The 2,247-nt window shown below is 44.2% G+C and carries 2 tRNA genes and 1 rRNA gene; all 3 read right to left on the bottom strand.

Features of this window, described 5'->3' with window-relative positions:
• Positions 1 to 113: 113 nt before the first annotated feature.
• The 3 genes from FUA26_RS05435 to FUA26_RS05425 all read right to left on the bottom strand — a co-directional run bounded on the left by FUA26_RS05435 (position 114) and on the right by FUA26_RS05425 (position 2,023).
• Positions 114 to 187 (bottom strand) — tRNA-Ala (locus FUA26_RS05435).
• 83 nt (positions 188 to 270) lie between these two features.
• Positions 271 to 347, bottom strand: a tRNA-Ile gene (locus FUA26_RS05430).
• A 158-nt stretch (positions 348 to 505) separates the two neighbouring features.
• A 16S ribosomal RNA gene (locus FUA26_RS05425) occupies positions 506 to 2,023 on the bottom strand.
• Positions 2,024 to 2,247 lie beyond the last annotated feature (224 nt).

Genomic DNA, 2,247 nt, shown 5'->3' with positions numbered 1-2,247 from the left:
ATATAATTGCTCGTTACAATTATTATAATTTTATATTAAATATTTCTATCTAATTATCATGTATCTTTTTCAATATGTCAATGAACTTTTATCCTAGACTTATCTAGGTTTTGTGGAGAATACCGGAGTCGAACCGGTGACCTCTTGCGTGCAAGGCAAGCGCTCTAGCCAGCTGAGCTAATTCCCCGTAATGAATTCAGAACGTAGAATTCAGAATTACGAATTTAGAATTCTCAACTTCTAGAATTTCCTTTCAATATTTAATGAACTTGGTAGTCTCAGGCAGACTCGAACTGCCGACCTCTACATTATCAGTGTAGCGCTCTAACCAGCTGAGCTATGAGACTGTTACTCTTTGGTTATTGGTCTCTTATTATTAATTATTGGTTGTTATACTAATAACTAACAACTAGAAACTAATAACTAGTATATCTTTAAATTAACAGCAAGAAGAATAAACTATTTCTTTCTTAAAAAAATTACACTACTAGTCGTCTTTCTCTAGAAAGGAGGTGTTCCAGCCGCACCTTCCGGTACGGCTACCTTGTTACGACTTAGCCCTAGTTACCGATTTTACCCTAGGCCGCTCCTTACGGTGACGGACTTCAGGCACTCCCAGCTTCCATGGCTTGACGGGCGGTGTGTACAAGGCCCGGGAACGTATTCACCGGATCATGGCTGATATCCGATTACTAGCGATTCCAGCTTCACGGAGTCGAGTTGCAGACTCCGATCCGAACTGAGATAGGGTTTATAGATTCGCTCCACCTCGCGGTGTGGCTGCTCTCTGTCCCTACCATTGTAGCACGTGTGTAGCCCAGGACGTAAGGGCCGTGATGATTTGACGTCATCCCCACCTTCCTCACAGTTTGCACTGGCAGTCTTGCTAGAGTTCCCATCTTTACATGCTGGCAACTAACAACAGGGGTTGCGCTCGTTATAGGACTTAACCTGACACCTCACGGCACGAGCTGACGACAACCATGCAGCACCTTGTAAGTAGTCCGAAGAAAGATCTATCTCTAAATCATGCAACTTACATTTAAGCCCTGGTAAGGTTCCTCGCGTATCATCGAATTAAACCACATGCTCCACCGCTTGTGCGGGCCCCCGTCAATTCCTTTGAGTTTCATTCTTGCGAACGTACTCCCCAGGTGGGATACTTATCACTTTCGCTTAGCCACTCAGCCGAAGCCGAACAGCTAGTATCCATCGTTTACGGCGTGGACTACCGGGGTATCTAATCCCGTTCGCTCCCCACGCTTTCGTCCATCAGTGTCAGTACATTATTAGTAATCTGCCTTCGCAATTGGTATTCTATGTAATATCTATGCATTTCACCGCTACACTACATATTCTAACTACTTCATAATGACTCAAGATTAGCAGTATCAAAGGCAGTTCTACAGTTAAGCTGCAGGATTTCACCTCTGACTTACAAATCCACCTACGGACCCTTTAAACCCAATGATTCCGGATAACGCTTGCATCCTCCGTATTACCGCGGCTGCTGGCACGGAGTTAGCCGATGCTTATTCTTACGGTACCGTCAAGCTCCTACACGTAGGAGTGTTTCTTCCCGTACAAAAGCAGTTTACAACCCATAGGGCAGTCTTCCTGCACGCGGCATGGCTGGATCAGGCTTCCGCCCATTGTCCAATATTCCTCACTGCTGCCTCCCGTAGGAGTCTGGTCCGTGTCTCAGTACCAGTGTGGGGGATCCCCCTCTCAGGGCCCCTACCTATCGTTGCCTTGGTGTGCCGTTACCACACCAACTAGCTAATAGGACGCATACTCATCTTGTACCGTAACCTTTAATTATTTCATCATGCGAATCTATAATGCTATGGGGTGTTAATCTTCATTTCTAAAGGCTATCCCCCAGTACAAGGCAGATTGTATACGCGTTACGCACCCGTGCGCCGGTCGTCAGCAAGAGCAAGCTCCTCTGTTACCCCTCGACTTGCATGTGTTAGGCCTGCCGCTAGCGTTCATCCTGAGCCAGGATCAAACTCTTCATCGTTAAATTTTTAAGTCTTACGACTGTTTCTTTAACAACTAATAGAATCTTCAGTACTCAAAATGGTTTATTCTCTTGTTATATATCAACCGTTTCCAGTTAATATTTACGCTGTCAATTTCAATATGTTTATGAACTTTATTTCTTCTCTAAATGTCGTTTCCTCGTTTAGCGGGTGCAAATATAAAACCCTTTTTTAAACTCACAAAACTTTTTTAAGTTTTTTT

It is taken from the genome of Seonamhaeicola algicola (assembly GCF_007997385.1).
In the GTDB taxonomy this organism is placed as follows: domain Bacteria; phylum Bacteroidota; class Bacteroidia; order Flavobacteriales; family Flavobacteriaceae; genus Seonamhaeicola; species Seonamhaeicola algicola.
This window is presented reverse-complemented; position numbering and strand designations above follow the sequence as displayed.